Source organism: Pseudomonas sp. GM74 (assembly GCF_000282455.1).
GTDB lineage: Bacteria > Pseudomonadota > Gammaproteobacteria > Pseudomonadales > Pseudomonadaceae > Aquipseudomonas.
The window spans coordinates 1-16813 of the sequence record NZ_AKJG01000061.1 but is presented as its reverse complement, the minus strand read 5'-3'; the positions used below and the strand labels follow the sequence as shown (position 1 = coordinate 16813).

The following is a 16813-nucleotide window of genomic DNA, read 5'->3' as shown; positions in this document are numbered from 1 at the left end:
AGCAGTCGTAAAATCAGAGTTCGCGGTACGTCAGAGAGATCGTGCAAGCCGGATTTACGACTGCTGCGCAGCCGGACGCAGCCTTCGGCAGCTGCTACAAGGAATGCGTAGCTGTACCGCCATTGCGGGTTTTTTTGTTTGTCGGCTGGTTGTCAAAAGCTCAGAAATTCAGGGCCTTAGGAACTTTCCATAAACCCGCAACTTGCATGCAGTGTTTCTGCTTGTCGTGCATTTTGCATGATTCCGGGAATTGGATGATTTTGTAACGCATTGATTTTAAAGGTTTTATTTCTTATTCAAGGTTGGCACAACGTTCGCAATATCCTTGGTAACCCTGCCGACAAGACACCCGGCAGGCTTTCCGAAAAACAGGAGTTACTCGTATGAAGAAGTTCGCTATCACTGCCGCTGCTGCTACCGCGCTGACCCTGACCATGGCCAACGCCGCGTTTGCTCAAACCACCCAGGCAACCCAGTCGCCAATGGTGCTGGCCGCCGGTGAAATAACCGAAGCGAAAGAAGCCACTTCCGATACCTGGATCACCACCAAAGTCAAAGCTGACCTGATGACCGAAAAAGGCATTCCAGGTAGCGACATCAAGGTTGAAACCAACAAAGGCGTGGTATCGCTGTCGTCGACCACCGCCGTGACCGATTCGCAAAAAGAAATGGCAGTGGCCATCACCAAGAAAATCAAAGGCGTCAAGGCGGTCTCCGCTGACGGCCTGAAAGCCGAGTAAGGCAAGACTTCTCGCCTGGACCGGGAGAAGGCGCGACAGACGGGCAGAGTCATGCGTCTGTTGCAACCTGAGTGTTCATGCGAAGGGCCATAAGGATGTAGCCGTCACAGGCTCCGTGCATTTTTGCCGGGGCCTGTTCTATGTGTAGCGCTGAAAACCCAATGTGGGAGCAAGCCCGCTCCCACATTGAATCGTGGTTAATCAATTGCCGCGTTTGCTGGTGATCTGTTTCAGGCGATTACCTTCGAACCGCAAGTATTGATACATCCCGCCATTCGGTCCGTAGGTCCATTCCTCGACCTGAAACTCCTCGCGCCGGTCTGCACTGCGCTTGTAACCCAGCAGGTCGCGACTCACCGGTTCACCGCATTTGTGCACCACCTCACTCGAGCGATCGCCGACGCTGATCAATTGGCTGCCACAGCGCAGGGTATCGGCCGCCCAGGCCTGACTGGCGGATAGCGCCAGAACCAGGCCTGCCAGCCGTAGAATCATCACTCGGCATCCAGATGCATCGGCGTCACCACGCGGCCGTCACTTTGCGCCTCGCCCAGATTGGCGTCGATGAAGTACACCCGGTCATCTTCCAGCCGGGCCTTGTCGACCAGGTAATCCTTGATGCTGCTGGCACGTTCCTGGCCCAGTTGACGCAACAGCACGTCACTGGAGCTCCAAAACCTGATCACCTCGGCGCGCATTTTTGCGGTGCGTTCTTCCTTGCCCAAGTCCTTCCATTCGGCAGGGGGCTGGGTTTTCAGGCGGGTGCGGTAGATACCTTCAAGCAGGGGGGCTTTTTCGTCGTCCGGCACTTCCAGTAACGAAGCCTGGGCCGGGACCTTGTCACCGCGGCGCTGGAGCATTTTGTAGTAGTTGTACTGGTATTCACGTTCCAGGCGTTGTTCGGCGATCAGCGGGCCATCGCTGCTCTGGGCGGCGGTGCCTTCGATTTCCAGGCGCAGGGCCGGGCGTTCCTTGAGCGCTTTGGACAGTTTGTCCAGGGCGCCTTCGGCATCCTTGCTCAAATCGCTGGAACCTGCTGCGAATGAAACACTGCCCAGGTCCTCCGAACCACCACCGTTGACCAGTCCGCCAATGAGTTTGAACGGTGCTGCCGCAGCTTTGACGATCAGGTTGCGCAGGGTCTGCCAGATAATCGGCATGACGCTGAATTGAGGGTTGTTCAGGTCGCCGGTGACCGGCAGTTCGATGGAGATCTTGCCATCGACGTCCTTGAGCAAGGCAATCGCCAGTTTCAACGGCAGGCTCACGGCATCCGGGCTGTCGACTTTTTCACCCAGCTGCAGTTGTTCGACCACCACTTTGTTTTCAGCTTTGAGCTGACCCTTGGTTATCTGGTAGTGCAGGTCGAGATTGAGCCGGCCCTTGCGGATACGGTAGCCGGCGAACTTGCCGGAATAGGGTGTGAGCGTGGTCAGTTCCACGCGTTTGAAGCTGGTGGCGATGTCGAGGCTGGCCATCGGGTCGAACGGATTGACCGAGCCCTTTATGGTCACCGGTGCATAGCGATCGACCTTGCCCTTGACGTCGACACCGGCCGGTTTCGGCTGGCGGCTGTCGATGGTGCCGATCTGCCCGTTGAGTTGCTGGATGGCGGTGGCGAAGTTCGGGGTCAGGCTGAAGTCGGCGAAGTTGGCCGAACCGTCATTGATGAAAATGCCGCCGATGTGGATGCCCAGCGGTTTCTCGTTGCTGGCCGGTTTGCTTGCCGCCGGTTTTGCCCCGGAGTCCGCCGGTTGCGGAATCAGCAGGTCATCGATGTTGGTGGTGCGATCATCGTTGATCATGAAGCGTGCGTAGGGCTGGAACAGGTTGATCTTGTCGATCGACAGGCTGTCCCCATGCTGATAGTTCAGGCCTTCGACCACGACCTGTTGCCACTTGAGGAAGTCGCGGGTTTTCAGGGTGTCCAGGGTATGCAACTGATCGACCTGGGCGCGGCCGGTGACGTTGAAGGCCAGGGGCTCGGTGCTTTTCAGGTCGACCGCCAGATCGCTGCCGAGCATGCCGCTGCGCAGTTCCAGGCGAATGAATGGCGTGATGTAGGACTGGGCAACCCGCAGGTCGATGTCCTTGGTCTGTACCTTCAGTCTGGCGCTGACCGGGGCCAGGTTGACCTCGCCGTCGGCCATGATCCTGCCTTGCTTGCCCACGCCGGTATCGAGCTTGAGGGTAAAGGGTGAACCGTTGAGGCTGTCGAAGTTTTGCAGGTCGAGGTTCAGCGGAGCCAGATCCAGGGCGACGGCGGGTTGTGCCTTGCGGTCAGCCAGATGCACCTTGTAGTCGCGCAGTTGCACATCCTTGAGCAGCACCTGCCAGGGTTTGTCGGGTGCGCCCGGTTCAGGTTTCGGTGAGTCTGCCGCCGCCGGAGTGCTGACCGGTTCGGCATCCGCCTTGGCTTTGGTGGTGGATTTTGACGGTTGGCTGGCGAACAGTTTCTGCCAGTCGAGTTGGCCGTCCGGTTCCAGCGCGGCCCAGGTTTCCAGTTTGTTGCTGCGGATCTTACCGACCACCACTTGCTGTTTGGCCAGGTCCACGGTGGTTTCGCTGACGTCCAGGCGCTCGAGCTTCACCAGCGGCCGGCCATCCGGGGCCTTGATCGCGAAGGGGGCGATGTTGACCGCTACGTTGCTCAGTAGCAGTTCGGTTTCCTTGGCCAGGCTGAATTTGTAGTCGGTACTGATGCTCATGACGCCATTTTCGAGGTCTAGCGGCACGGCATCGCGCACATAGGGCCAAAAGGCTTTCATCTTGCCATCGGTGATTTTCAGCTTACCTTCGGAGGCGATCGGGATCAGGCTGAAGTTGCCGGTCCAGTCGATCTGTCCGCCGTTGGGGCCGACGGCCACCAGGGTCATGTCGGCGCTGTCATCGGGCAGTGTGCTGAGGTTCTTCAGCTCGAAATCGAGTGTGTCGTAGATAAATTCGATGGGCTCGCTGGGCCGGGCATCTTCAAAGTGCACGGCGCCGCCCGCCAGTTTGATCCGCTCGATGCGCAGCGGAAACGGCTTGGCATCCGGGTCGGCCGGTGTGGGTTCGCTCGCTGGCAGCTTGAACAGCCCCAGCAGATTGAGTTGGCCGTCCTTGCTGAACAGGATTTCGGTCTTGGGCTTGTCGAGTTCGACGTCGGACAGATGCACCGCCTTGGTCCACAGGCTGTCGAATTGCAGATTGGCGTACAGGCGTTCGAAAGCGACCTGCTCCTTGCCGGGGTCGCCGATGTTCAAGCCCCAAAGGGTCAGTTCAAGGCTGAACGGATTGAATTCGATCCGCTGGATCGTGGCGGGTGTGGTGGCGTAGTTGGCCAGTTGCTGGTTGGCAACGCGCAACGCGACACCCGGTAAAATCAGAAAACCCAGCAAGCTGTAGAGGGCCAGAGCAGTCAACAAGGCGCCGATGGCGCGTATCAATCCTTTGTACATGTGCGGCTTCATCTGTCTGAATCGGAGTGCGTTGGAGTATGGCACGCGTTTCCGGTTCCGAAGTGATCGGCCTGTTCAGGAAATTTAAGATTAATCCCACAGCGCTCAGAGCTGCAGAATCAGGGTTTTCAGCGGTGGTTGCTGATCCATTGACGGGAAGTCGGCGCCTGGCTTCATCACGCTCCACTCACGCACCGGCCGCCCAGCCTTTTCTGCGCAACGCAAAACCTGCTCGCGCCAGTCGTCCATGCTGACTTTCGCCAGGTTATTGCAGCAGATCAGCACACCGTTATCAGCGGTGGTCAGCAGGGCAGGTTTGAGCAGGCTCTGGTAGTCGCGCAGCAGGTCGACGGTGCCGAATGCGCTCTTGGCCCAGGCCGGAGGGTCCAGCAGCACCAGATCGTACTGGCGCTGTTCCAGGCGCTGATAGCTCGGCAGTTTTTGCCCGCGGCGCTGGCTGATCGGCAGGCCGGCCAGTTGGCGAATGGCCGGGAAGTAGTCGGACTGGATAAATTCCATGGTCGGCAACTGCGGGTTGAGTTGGCCGTTCTCCCGACCGACCGCCAGGTTGCCTTCGGCGAAGTCCAGGTTGCACACCTCGCGCGCGCCACCGGCGGCGGCACTGAGGCCGACACCACAGGTGTAGGCGAACAGGTTCAGCACGCTTTTGTCCTTGCTGTGGTCCTTGACCCAGCCGCGGGTGTTGCGCAGGTCGAGGAACAGCAGCGGGTCCTGTCCGGCATGGCGACCGCGCACCCGATAGTTCAGGCCCCATTCGTGGCCGACCAGGTCTTGCAGGGCCGCTTCGTCGGCGCGGTAGACGATGTCTTCGCGGTCGATGCGCGAATTGCCACGGGAGCGGTCGTTGTAGACCAGCAGGGTTTCAAAACCCAGGTGTTGATTGATCGCTTCGTGCAGTTGCAGCAGCGTCTCGCGTTCCAGCGCCTGGTGGAAACTTTGCACCAGCAGTTGCGGGCCGTAGCGGTCGATGGTCAGGCCACCGGCGCCTTCCTGGCTGCCGTGGAACAGGCGATAGCAATCGGTGCCTTGCTGGTGCAGTTCGGCGAGCAGGTCCTGGCGTTGATCGAGGGCGGCGCGCAGCGCCTGATTCAAGGAAGACATGCTGGGCGCCTTGCAGGAGGGAATTGGGCGCGGGAGTTTAACAGTTTTGGCGCGGGACCGAGACGATGCCTTCGCGAGCAAGCTCGCTCCCACATCGGATTTTCCGTGAACATAAAACTCGCGTTCGACATAGGTCCAATGTGGGAGCGGGCTTGCTCGCGAAGCTTTTGATCTTTGTACTTTCTAAGTAATCCCCATCCGCCGTTTAGCCCGCTGCACCGACCCATTACGCACCGCCCAGCGCAGCATTGGCGCACTGCGATTGACGCTGGCGCGGATCAGCTTGCGTTGCAGCGGGTTCTGGCTGACGCCGAGCATGTCGCTGGCCCAGTCCGACAGCAGGTCGATCCCGGCTTGCATCATCAGACCGCCGAAAGGCCTGGCCAGGCGACTGGGGGAGGGGGCGTTCAGCAACAGGCGCAGGACTTCCCGACTGCGTTCGTCGCACAGCAATTGTGGACGCATGCGCTCAAGGTAGTCGGCAATTTCCTGCCGCGAACGGGGCACATCCCGGGCCCCGAGGCGCTCGGCGACCAGGGCGATTTCAGCGTAGTAGCGATCCTGATCGACCGGGGACAGGTGCGGATTGCGATAGCGCAAATGCGCGGCGAGGAAGTTGCTGACTTCCGCCACATGCACCCACGTCAGCAATTCGGGATCGCTGGCGGCGTAGGCCCGTCCGTCCGGCGCCGTGCCGGTGATCTGCAGATGGATGGTGCGGACTTTTTCGATCAGCCAGTCGGCATCCTTTCGAGAGCCGAAGGTGGTGCCGGAGATGAACTGCCCGGTGCGGCGCAAGCGGCCGAGCATGTCTTCACGGAAGTTCGAATGGTCCCAGACCCCGGCCAATGCCAGCGGGTGCAGGGCCTGCAGCATCAGGGCGCTGATGCCACCGATCAGCATGCTGCTGAAATCGCCATGGACTTGCCAGCTCACCGAGTCTGGCCCGAACAGCCCGGGATCGCCCTTGGGGTTTTCCAGGTCGAGTTTGCCCAAGGACAAACCGGTCAGGCTCATGATCTGGGTTTCGATGCGGGTGCGGATGAATTCCATGGTGTCCTGGTAATTTCCTGTAGGAGCTGCCGCAGGCTGCGATCTTTTGATCCTGCAGAGCAAAGTCAAAAGATCGCAGCCTGCGGCAGCTCCTACAAAGAGCGAGCATTATTGATTCAGGCGTTTGTCGATCAGGCCCTGCACCACGCTCGGGTCGGCCAGGGTCGAAGTATCGCCCAGGCTATCGAGTTCGTTGCAGGCGATCTTGCGCAAAATGCGCCGCATGATCTTGCCTGAGCGGGTTTTCGGCAAGGCCGGCGCCCACTGGATCAAGTCCGGTTTGGCGAAGCTGCCGATTTCCTTGCTGACCAGGGCCAGCAATTCCTTCTTCAGATCATCGTTGGTTTCGACGCCATTCATGGGTGTGACGAAGACATAGATGCCCTGGCCCTTGATGTCGTGGGGGTAGCCTACCGCAGCAGCCTCGGCGATGCTCTCGTGCAGCACCAGGGCGCTTTCCACTTCGGCGGTGCCGATACGGTGGCCGGACACGTTGATCACATCGTCGATGCGCCCGGTGATCCAGTAGTCGCCATCTTCATCGCGTCGCGCGCCATCGCCGGTGAAGTAGTAGCCGGGGTAGGGCTTGAAGTAGGTGTCGACCATGCGTTTCGGGTCGCGATAGACACTGCGGATCTGCGCCGGCCAGCTGGACTTTATGGCCAGTACACCGCTGCCGGCACCTTTGATTTCCCTGCCTTGCTCGTCGAGCAATACCGGTTGCACACCGAACATCGGTTGTGTCGCACAACCAGGCTTGATCCGCTGGGCACTGACCAGCGGGCTGAGCATGATGCCGCCGGTTTCGGTCTGCCACCAGGTATCGACGATCGGGCAACGCTCTTCGCCGACCTCATGGAAATACCATTCCCAGGCTTCCGGGTTGATCGGCTCGCCCACCGTGCCGAGTAGCCTGACGCTGGCGCGGGATGTTTGCTTCAACGGTTCCGGGCCTTCGCGCATGAGGGCGCGCAGGGCTGTCGGGGCGGTGTAGAAAATGTTCACCTTGTGCTTGTCGATCACTTGCCAGAAGCGCGAGGTGCTCGGGTAATTCGGCACGCCTTCGAAGATCAGCGTGGTTGCGCCATTGGCCAGCGGACCGTAGACGATGTAGCTGTGGCCAGTGACCCAGCCGACGTCGGCGGTGCACCAGAAGACTTCACCGTCGCGGTAGTCCAATACGTACTTGAAGGTCATCGCAGCTTGCAGCAGGTAGCCACCGGTGGTGTGCAGCACGCCTTTGGGTTTGCCGGTGCTGCCGGAGGTGTAGAGGATGAACAGCGGGTCTTCGGCGTCCATCGGCTCGGGTGGGCAATCGGCGCTGGCTTCGCTCAGGGCCTGCTGATACTTGATGTCCCGTCCTTCGACCCGGTTCACCGACCCCTTGCTGCGCTCGACCACCAGCACAGTGCTCACGTCCGGGCAACTTTGCAGCGCCTTGTCGACGTTCTGCTTGAGTGGCACGACCTTGCCGCCGCGCACGCCTTCATCGGCCGTGATCACGGTGCGGCAGTCGGCATCGAGAATGCGGTCGCGCAACGAGTCCGGGGAGAAGCCGCCGAACACCACCGAGTGCACCGCACCGATGCGGGTACAGGCCAGCATGGCGTAGGCCGCCTCGGGAATCATCGGCATGTAGATGCACACGCGGTCGCCTTTTTTCACGCCACGGCTTTTCAGCACGTTGGCCAGGCGGCAGACGTTTTCATGCAGTTTTTTGTAGGTGATCGATGTCGAGTCGGCAGGGTCGTCGCCTTCCCAGATGATGGCGACCTGATCGCCGCGTTTCTCCAGGTGCCGGTCGATGCAGTTGTAGCTGACGTTCAATTGCGCACCGGCAAACCAGCTGGCTTCACCGGTTTTCAGGTTGTAGCGCTGGACGGTTTCCCAGGGTGCACTCCAGTCGAGAAAGCGCGTGGCCTGTTCGGCCCAGAAGGTGCTGGGGTGTTCGACGGATTGGCGGTACAGGCGCTGATAGTCGTCTTGACTCAATTGTGCGGCCCGGCGGACGGCATCGGCTTTGGGGAACGTGCTGATATCGAACATGACGGTTCCTTATGCTTGTTTTGCGACAAGGATAAAGATGCGCCGAGAGGTCAATGGGTTCAAGTCGGATGCAAAACAACTGTGGGAGCGGGCTTGCTCCGGGCGGCGTTCCGACGAAGAGGGCGGTACATTCAACATTCTGGTTGACTGAACCACCCTCTTCGCGAGCAAGCCCGCTCCCACATTGGATATTCATTGCCCACAGAGTTTGTGCTCAACACACACACTTTGTGGGCTGGCTTCAAATCAACCGCGGTGACGACCACGGAAGTAATTGATCAGCCCTTGGGTCGAGGCGTCCTCGGCCGGGGTTTCTTCGCTGCCGACCAGGCGGTTGTAGACGCCTTTGCCCAGCTCCTTGCCCAGCTCCACACCCCACTGGTCGAAGGCATTGATGCCCCAGATCACGCTTTGCACGAAGACTTTGTGTTCGTACATCGCCACCAGTGCGCCGAGGCGACGCGGGCTGATGCGCTCGACCACCAGGGTGTTGCTCGGACGGTTGCCCGGGATCACCTTGTGCGGCGCGAGCTTCTGCACATCGTCTTCGCTCATGCCTTTGTCGCGCAGTTCGGCTTCGGCCTCGGGCAGGGTCTTGCCGAGCATCAGCGCCTGGCTCTGCGACAGGCAGTTGGCGTACAGCCACTGGTGGTGGTCAGACACCGGGTTGAAGCTGACGATCGGCACGATGAAGTCGGCCGGGATCAGTTGGGTGCCCTGGTGCAGCAACTGGTGGTAGGCATGCTGACCGTTGCAGCCGACGCCGCCCCAGATCACTGGCCCGGTGTCGGTGGAAACCGGCTTGCCGTCCTGGCGCACGCTCTTGCCGTTGGATTCCATGTCCAGCTGTTGCAGGTGCTTGGTGATGTTACGCAGGTAGTGATCGTACGGCAGGATCGCGTGGCTTTGCGCGCCCCAGAAGTTTCCGTACCACACGCCGAGCAAGGCCAGCAGCACCGGCATGTTCTGCTCGAACGGTGCGCTCTGGAAGTGCTGGTCCATGGTGTAGGCACCGGACAGCAATTCCTTGAAGTTGGACATGCCGATGGCCAGGGCAATCGGCAAACCGATGGCCGACCACAGCGAGTAGCGTCCGCCGACCCAGTCCCACATCGGGAAGATGTTCTCTTCGCGGATGCCGAACGCTACTGCGGCGGCGTTGTTGCTCGATACCGCGATGAAGTGGCGATACAGCTCGGCTTCCGAACCACCCTGGGCCAGATACCAGGCACGGGCGGCCTGGGCGTTCTTCAGGGTTTCGAGGGTGTTGAAAGACTTCGACGAGACGATGAACAGCGTGGTCTCGGCGCGCAGCTTCATGGTCAGTTCGTGGAACTCGCTGCCGTCGATGTTCGCCAGGTAATGGCAACGCACGCCTTTCTGGGCGTAGGACAGCAAGGCTTCGGACACCAGCTCAGGGCCGAGGAAGGAGCCGCCGATGCCGATGTTCACCACGTCGGTGATCGGCTTCTCGGTGTAACCGCGCCACAGACCGTCGTGGATACGGCCGACGAGGTCGGTGATCTGGTTCAGCACCTTGTGCACTTCGGGCATCACGTTGACGCCGTTGACCGACAGCTTGTCGCCGACCGGGCGGCGCAGGGCGGTGTGCAGGGCCGGACGACCTTCGGAAGAGTTGACGATTTCGCCATCGAACAGCGATTTGATCGCGCCCTTGAGGTCGACTTCGTTGGCCAGGCCCACCAGCAGATTGCGGGTCTCGGCGTTGATCAGGTTTTTCGAATAGTCGAGAAACAGGCCGCAGCTGCTGAGGGTGAATTGAGTAAAGCGCTGCGGATCGGCATTGAAGGCTTCGCGCATGCTGAAATCCTGCATGGCTTGGCGGTGGTCATTCAACGCTTGCCAGGCAGGCAGAGCGGTAACGTCGTGAGGAGTGCGGTAATACGCCATCGCTGCGGGTTTCCTTATTACTTGAACGGCCTTTTGAACACTAAAAATCCCGGAGCGCTACGGGTGGGCGTTCCGGTCAACTGCGTCGACACGATTTCATGGCGCAGGGCGAATACAGTAAACCCCGCGCAATGATCTGTCTTGACTTTGTCTGACCTGTTTCCGGTACTTTTTTAACATCGAAGTTAGGAATGGTCCGACAAACGGAAGAGACAAGACTCGGATCAGGCGACCTGGACCGGAATGGCGTTGCTGGTGTGGCTCAGTTCATTGCCCGGTGCCATGTAGAGCATGCGCGGCTTGAAGTTGAGCAGTTCGGCTTCGCTGTAATGGGCGTAAGCGCAGATGATCACGCGATCGCCAACCTTGGCCTTGTGCGCGGCGGCGCCGTTGACCGAGATCATGCGCGAACCTTCTTCGCCACGGATGGCGTAGGTGGTGAAGCGCTCGCCGTTGTCGACGTTGTAGATCTGGATCTGTTCGTACTCACGAATGCCGGACAGGTCCAGCCATTCACCGTCGATGGCGCAGGAGCCTTCGTAATCGAGTACAGCGTGGGTGACTTCGGCGCGATGCAGCTTGGCTTTGAGCATGATGGCGTGCATGAGTATTTCCCAGGTCGGAATCGAACGGCGGGCAGTTTGCCCGAAGGCTTTGTGGGCGGCAATACAGCTTGGAAACCGCCGCTCCCACATTTGTTTTGTGGTGTTCAGACCGGCGCGTCGAGGTTCAGGTGCAGGTTGTCGATCAACCGCGTCGTACCGAGGAACGCCGCCACCAGAATCACCAGGTCACGATCCTGCGCGGTCGCCGGGCGCAAGGTCAGGGCATGGCGGATTTCCAGATAGTCAGGACGCAGGCCGGCCGCTTCGAGCTGTTTGATCTGGGTGTCGATCAGCGCCGGGTAGTCGCGTTCGCCCTGCCTGATCGCTTCGCCGATCGCTTTCAGCGTGCGGTAGACCACCGGCGCCACAGCGCGTTGCTCTTCGCTGAGGAAACCGTTGCGCGACGACAGCGCCAGGCCATCGGTTGCGCGAACAGTGGGCTCACCGATGATCTGGATCGGCATGTTCAGGTCATGAACCAGTGCGCGAATCACCGCCAGTTGCTGAAAGTCTTTCTCGCCGAAAATCGCCAGGTCCGGCTGGACCATGTTGAACAGCTTGCTGACCACCGTCGCCACGCCTTCGAAATGCCCCGGACGACTGGCGCCGCACAGGCCTTCGGACAATTGCGGGACGCTGACGCGGGTCTGGCCGGCCATGCCTTCGGGGTACATCTCTTCAACAGTGGGGGCAAACAGCAAGTGGCAACCGGCCTGGAGCAGTTTTTCCTGGTCGGCGGCGAGGGTGCGCGGGTACTTGTCGAGGTCTTCGCCAGCACCGAATTGCAGCGGGTTGACGAAAACGCTCGCAACCACGAAGTCCGCCCGTTGGGAGGCTTTGGTCACCAGCGCCACGTGGCCGCTGTGCAGGTTGCCCATGGTTGGCACAAAGGCGATGCGCTTGCCTTCGCTACGGGCACGGGCCACGGCGGCCCGCAGTTCGCGTACGGTTTTTACGGTGTTCATGCAGAGAATCCGTGTTCGATCCCAGGGAAAGTTGCCGCTTTGACTTCAGTCACGTAGGCATTCAATGCAGCTTCAATGCTGGTCTGTCCAGTCATGAAGTTTTTCACGAATTTTGGCACGCGGCCGGTAATGGACAGCCCCAGCATGTCGTGCAGAACCAGTACCTGGCCATCGGTGCGATTGCCGGCGCCAATACCAATCACCGGAATCTTCACCGCTTGGGTGATTTCTTCCGCCAGCTCGCTCGGGACGCATTCGAGCAGCAGCATTGCCGCGCCAGCCTGTTCCAGGGCAATCGCGTCGGCACGCATCTGCCGCGCCTGGTTTTCATTGCGGCCCTGGACCTTGTAGCCGCCCAGGATGTTCACCGACTGCGGCGTCAGGCCCATGTGCGCGCAGACAGGGATGCCGCGCTCGGCCAGCAGGCGGATCGAATCGGCCAGCCACAACGCTCCTTCGACCTTGACCATGTGCGCGCCGGCCTGCATCAACAGGGCGCTGTTGGTCATGGCTTGCTCGGTGGTGGCGTAGGCCATGAAAGGCAGGTCGGCGAGGATCAAGGCATCGCTGTTACCACGTTTGACGGCGGCCACGTGATAAGCCATTTCGGAGGTGGTGACAGGCAAGGTGCTGTCGTGGCCCTGCAAAACCATGCCGAGGGAGTCGCCCACCAGCAGCACTTCGACGCCGGCCTGATTGCAGGCATGGGCGAAGGTCGCGTCGTAGCAGGTCAGCATGGTGATTTTTTCACCTTTTTGCTTCAGACCTTGCAGGGTGGTCAGGGTGATGGCTGGCATGAAAAGTTCCTCATTCAGGCGCTGTGGAAACTACTGCGAGTAACGCGCGTGATTCTTCGTTGAATACAGGCGCACGCTCTTTCGTCGTGCTTTTAAGGCCTGGATTGCGCCCTTGAACGCCGTGTTGGCGGCAGCGGGACGCCTATAGTCGTGAGGAGGACGAGGGAAGTCAATTGCGTGTGTTACCGCATTGTTACGGGTGGGGTGTTACCGGGGTAACTGATGCGATTCAGCAGCAGAACTTGTGCTCGACACAAAACCAATGTGGGAGCGGGCTTGCTCGCGAAAGCGGCCTGACAGTCAATTTTTATGTTGAATGTTAAATCGTCTTCGCGAGCAAGTCGGATCGCCGCACCGCCGCTCCCACAGGTGATTTGTGTCACGTCGGGGGCAGGCGTTCCAGGCCGACGAACGGGCATGCCTTGAGCAGTTCGGCCAAGGTCCGGCCATCGGCCAGGCACAGATCCGCTGGGGCCAGTTCCGCCATCGGATACAACACGAAGGCCCGCTCCTGCATATGGTAATGGGGAACCGTGAGGCGCGGTTCGTCGATCAGGCGATCACCGAACAGCAAGATGTCGAGGTCCAGCGTGCGCGGCCCCCAGCGCTCAAGGCGCTCGCGACCCTGGCCGTTTTCGATGGACTGCAAGGCATCCAGAAGGGCCAGCGGTGCCAGCGTGCTGTCGAGAGCGGCCACCGCATTGGTGTAGCGCGGTTGTCCGGGTAGTAGCGAGTCGCTTTGATAAAACGCAGAAACCCCGACCAGCGCCGTTTGCGGCAACTGCGCCAGCGCCTCGACGGCGCTGCGCAATTGTTCGGCGGGGTCAGCCAGATTGCTGCCCATGCCGATGTAGATGCGTTCCATGGATTACTCGCCCGTGGTGCTCGAAGCGCCGGCGGCGCGTTTGCGCTTGGAACCACCGCTGCGGCGACGCTTGCGCGGGGCCCCGGTGCCTTCGTCCTTGCCACTGAGGTCGCGAATCATGTCACGACGCTCGCTTTCGTTGGCGTCCTGATAGTCCGTCCACCATTCGCCCAGGCCATCGGTCTGCTCGCCGGCGCTTTCGCGTAGCAGCAGGAAGTCGTAGCCGGCGCGGAAGCGTGGATTGTCCAGCAGCAGATCGGCACGCTTGCCGCTGCGGCGCGGCAGGCGTTCCTGCATGTCCCAGATCTCGCGGATCGGCATGGTGAAGCGTTTCGGAATCGCGATGCGCTGGCACTGCTCGGCAATCAGTTCGTGTGCCGCTTCCTGCATCGCCGGAATCGGCGGCATGCCACGCTCCTGCAGGCGCAGGACGCGGGCCGGCAGGGCAGGCCAGAGCAGGGCTGCAAACAGGAACGCCGGGGTTACCGGTTTGTTCTGCTTGATCCGCAGGTCGGTATTGATCAGGGCTTCGCTGATCAGGGTGTGGGTGTACGTCGGGTTGTATTCCAGTGCTTCGGCGCTGGCCGGGAACAGTGGGTCAAACAACTGCAGGTCGACCAGCATTTCAAATGTATCGGCGGCATGGCCGGAGAGGAACAGCTTGAGCACCTCTTCGAACAGACGGGCCGACGGGATCTCGCGCAGCATTGGCGCCAGGCCGCGGATCGGCAGGGCGCTGTGCTTTTCGATGCCGAAGTTCAGCTTGGCGGCGAAACGCACGGCCCGCAGCATGCGTACCGGGTCTTCCTGGTAGCGTTGCGTCGGATCGCCGATCAGGCGGATCAGGTGATTGCGAATGTCGTGTACGCCGTTGGCGTAGTCGAGGATGCGTTCGCTGACCGGGTCGTAATACAGGGCATTGATGGTGAAGTCGCGACGTTGCGCGTCTTCCTCCAGGGTGCCATAGACGTTATCGCGCAAGATGCGCCCGCTTTCGTTGCGCGAAGACTGGTTGCTGTCTTCCTCGTCTTCGTTTTGCGGGTGATTGGCGCGAAAGGTCGCGACTTCGATGATTTCGCGGCCGAAGTGGATGTGTACCAGTTTGAACCGGCGCCCGATGATTCGTGCGTTACGGAATTCGGCCCGTACCTGTTCGGGTGTGGCGCTGGTGGCAACGTCGAAATCTTTCGGTGTGATACCCAGCAGCATGTCGCGCACGCAACCGCCAACCAGGTAAGCCTGATAACCGGCGCTCTGCAGGCGTTCAACGATATTCACCGCGTAACGGCTGAATTGCGCCTTCTGCAGCGAATGTTGGCCGCTGTTGAGCACTTCAGGCGTGCTGCGAATGTGTTGCGTAGGACGCTTGGGAGAACGGAATGACTGGAACAGCTTCTTCAGCATGGGATGCACTGTTTGAAGGAATATTCGGCCATAACAGAAGAATGACCGCATGATGGGCGGGGATTCTAGCATTTAGTCGGGGGATGGTGTAGGAAGCTGCGCAAGCGCGTGAAGGATGTCACTTAACGACATAAATGGCTGCCTGTAGCAGCTGTCGAGCAGCGCGAGGCGGCGTTCGGCGGCGAAGCCGTCGTGAAACCTGAGTTTGCGGTGTGTCAGAAGGAACGAGTTGCCTGGATTTACGACGGCTTCGCCGCCGAACGCAGCCTCGCGCTGCTCGGCAGCTGCTACATACCAAACGGCGGAAACCACAAGGGGAGCCGAAGCTCCCCAAGAAGTAGTTGCATGCTCTATTTTTATTTTTGGTTTCGGGCTTCTTGTTTTTGTTGAGTGCCCTCGCCATGAAGCTTTCCTTCATGACCCTCCCAATCGGGAGCCAAGAGCAAACGGATTGCTTTGGTCGCTGAATTGCAGTGATCTTTCGATCCAACCAGTACAGGCTCTGTCTTAAGACAGTTTTTTGTTGTTCTCGGCCTGGTCGTGGGGCAAGCCCCAAATACAACGCCTCTCCAAAAGAATCAGTTAGCTGCGCCTCTCGCCGTCTTGTTTTTATTGTGCGTGAGTCGATTCGTCTTATTTTTATTGTCTTGTGCATTGCTTGTTATTGTTCTTGTACCAAACATATAGCAGGGTGCGTGCCAACTTTTGCGAAGCCCAATAAAACAAGGGGTTAGACCGGTCGGTGGGCGTTTCGAGGGCCAAAAAAAGCCGGGGCTTCGTTACCGTAAGCCCCGGCTTCTGTTACGTGAAAAAGCTGAGGTAACAGTTTTTTCACAAAGTCACGTGTTACCCGCACATGGGACAGGTACGGTTCAGCTTTCGCTGGCCACCCCGGTCTTGCGCCGCGGGATACCCAGGCGCTGACGGCGCTCCCACAGGCATTTGCGGCTGACCCCGAGCTTGCGGGCCAGCTCGGTTTCGGTCATGTGGTCCTGATGCTCGAGGACGAAATGCTGGAAGTAGTCTTCCAGGGAGAGGTCTTCGGTCGGTTCGTGGTTGCTGTTACTGGTGCCGCCGTTGCCCTGTTGGGGCGCCAGGCCAATGAACTCGTCGTCTTCCAGGTCGCCCAGTTCGATGTCGATACCCAGCAGCTCGGCGGAAATTTCCGGGCTTTCGCACAGGATGACGGCGCGCTCGACAGCGTTTTCCAGTTCGCGAACGTTACCCGGCCAGGAGTAGTGACGAATGGCTTGCTCGGCATCCGCGGCGAACTTCAGGTCGGTGCGGTTGATTCGCGCACTTTGCCGCGTCAGGAAGGCGTTGGCGATTTCGTTGACGTCCGCACCGCGTTCACGCAGGGCCGGAAGCTTCAGCGCGATAACGTGGAGGCGGTAATACAAGTCTTCACGGAACTGGCCGATCTTCGCCAGGCTTTTGAGGTCGCGGTGAGTTGCGGCGATCAGGCGCACATCGACTTTTTGCGACTGCACCGAGCCCACGCGACGAATTTCGCCTTCCTGCAATACGCGTAGCAGGCGAGCCTGGGCTTCCAGTGGCAGTTCACCAATTTCGTCGAGGAACAAGGTGCCGCCGTCCGCCGCTTCCACCAGGCCGGCGCGCCCGGCGCTGGCGCCGGTGAATGCGCCTTTTTCGTGGCCGAACAGTTCGGACTCGATCAGGCTTTCCGGAATGGCCGCGCAGTTCACCGAAATCATCGGCGCCTTGGCGCGTTTGGACAGGTTGTGCAGGGCGCGCGCCACCAGTTCTTTACCGGTACCCGACTCGCCCTGGATCAACACGTTGGAGTCGGTTGGAGCGACTTTGCGGATCTTGCCGTACAGGTCCTGCATCGGCGGGCACGAGCC

General features: G+C 59.9%; 13 protein-coding genes. 1 reads left to right on the top strand and 12 read right to left on the bottom strand.

Annotation, left to right across the window (positions count from 1 at the left end; all coding sequences use genetic code 11):
• Window positions 1-383: 383 nt before the first annotated feature.
• Entirely contained in the window at window positions 384-740 is a 357-nt protein-coding gene (locus tag PMI34_RS13680; RefSeq protein ID WP_008050182.1) for a BON domain-containing protein, read from the top strand.
• A 201-nt stretch (window positions 741-941) separates the two neighbouring features.
• On the opposite strand, the gene PMI34_RS13685 is transcribed toward PMI34_RS13680, so the two are convergent.
• The 12 genes from PMI34_RS13685 to PMI34_RS13740 form a co-directional block, all read right to left on the bottom strand.
• On the bottom strand, window positions 942-1235 hold the full coding sequence (locus tag PMI34_RS13685; protein ID WP_008050181.1) for a DUF2845 domain-containing protein: 294 nt from the start codon (window positions 1233-1235) through the stop codon (window positions 942-944).
• A complete protein-coding gene (locus PMI34_RS13690) occupies window positions 1235-4192 on the bottom strand; it encodes a DUF748 domain-containing protein (RefSeq protein ID WP_008050180.1) in 2958 nt (985 codons plus the stop codon). The genes PMI34_RS13685 and PMI34_RS13690 overlap by 1 nt, the downstream gene beginning before the upstream one ends.
• Before the next feature lie 93 nt (window positions 4193-4285).
• The gene (locus tag PMI34_RS13695) at window positions 4286-5302 is read right to left on the bottom strand and encodes a class I SAM-dependent rRNA methyltransferase (protein WP_008050178.1); all 1017 of its coding nucleotides are present in this window, start codon (window positions 5300-5302) and stop codon (window positions 4286-4288) included.
• Window positions 5303-5485: 183 nt separating this feature from the next.
• Window positions 5486-6355: an oxygenase MpaB family protein gene (locus PMI34_RS13700; protein WP_008050172.1), complete on the bottom strand. Its 870-nt coding sequence runs from the start codon at window positions 6353-6355 to the stop codon at window positions 5486-5488.
• 108 nt (window positions 6356-6463) lie between these two features.
• Window positions 6464-8401 carry an acetate--CoA ligase gene (acs, locus tag PMI34_RS13705; protein WP_008050171.1) on the bottom strand — a complete coding sequence of 646 codons (1938 nt, stop codon included), beginning with the start codon at window positions 8399-8401 and terminating at the stop codon, window positions 6464-6466.
• Window positions 8402-8647: 246 nt separating this feature from the next.
• Window positions 8648-10312: a glucose-6-phosphate isomerase gene (pgi, locus tag PMI34_RS13710; protein ID WP_008050169.1), complete on the bottom strand. Its 1665-nt coding sequence runs from the start codon at window positions 10310-10312 to the stop codon at window positions 8648-8650.
• Window positions 10313-10536: 224 nt separating this feature from the next.
• Window positions 10537-10917, bottom strand: a complete 381-nt coding sequence (panD, locus tag PMI34_RS13715) for an aspartate 1-decarboxylase (protein WP_003228271.1) — start codon at window positions 10915-10917, stop codon at window positions 10537-10539.
• A 104-nt stretch (window positions 10918-11021) separates the two neighbouring features.
• The gene (gene panC, locus PMI34_RS13720) at window positions 11022-11882 is read right to left on the bottom strand and encodes a pantoate--beta-alanine ligase (RefSeq protein ID WP_008050168.1); all 861 of its coding nucleotides are present in this window, start codon (window positions 11880-11882) and stop codon (window positions 11022-11024) included.
• Window positions 11879-12679, bottom strand: a complete 801-nt coding sequence (gene panB / locus PMI34_RS13725) for a 3-methyl-2-oxobutanoate hydroxymethyltransferase (protein ID WP_008050167.1) — start codon at window positions 12677-12679, stop codon at window positions 11879-11881. The genes panC and panB overlap by 4 nt, the downstream gene beginning before the upstream one ends.
• 379 nt (window positions 12680-13058) lie before the next feature.
• A complete protein-coding gene (gene folK / locus PMI34_RS13730; protein WP_008050166.1) occupies window positions 13059-13544 on the bottom strand; it encodes a 2-amino-4-hydroxy-6-hydroxymethyldihydropteridine diphosphokinase in 486 nt (161 codons plus the stop codon).
• A gap of 3 nt (window positions 13545-13547) precedes the next feature.
• A complete protein-coding gene (locus PMI34_RS13735) occupies window positions 13548-14948 on the bottom strand; it encodes a polynucleotide adenylyltransferase PcnB (RefSeq protein ID WP_008050165.1) in 1401 nt (466 codons plus the stop codon).
• A gap of 872 nt (window positions 14949-15820) precedes the next feature.
• Window positions 15821-16813, bottom strand: a 993-nt coding sequence (locus PMI34_RS13740; protein ID WP_008050163.1) for a sigma-54 interaction domain-containing protein, incomplete at its 5' end; no start/stop codon positions are given.